The following is a 255-nucleotide window of genomic DNA, read 5'->3' on the forward strand; positions in this document are numbered from 1 at the left end:
GAAATTGATATTGACATACTAACAGAACTTGATGTCACATTAGAAAATTTCACTAGCATCAATATTGCTGCTAACTTTAACCAACAAGTGCCAGAAAATTTCTTGATTTTTGAGGAGGAAAGTTTTGTTAGTTTTGAACTTCTGCAACAACGTCTAGTAAGTCTGGTGGTAGATCGTTCAGTTCTGATATTAGCTAATATTGATGGTCGTACTCAGTTAGTATTGTTCGATGGTAATGACTTTGATATAGTAAAA

At 32.9% G+C, this 255-nt stretch carries 1 protein-coding gene; it reads left to right on the top strand.

Annotated features, from left to right (window positions below; genetic code table 11):
* A partial coding sequence (locus F6K22_RS18635) for a hypothetical protein (RefSeq protein WP_293100907.1) occupies positions 1–255 on the top strand: 255 nt, incomplete at both ends.

Origin of the sequence: Okeania sp. SIO2F4 (genome assembly GCF_010672385.1) — a bacterium.
Lineage (GTDB): Bacteria > Cyanobacteriota > Cyanobacteriia > Cyanobacteriales > Microcoleaceae > Trichodesmium.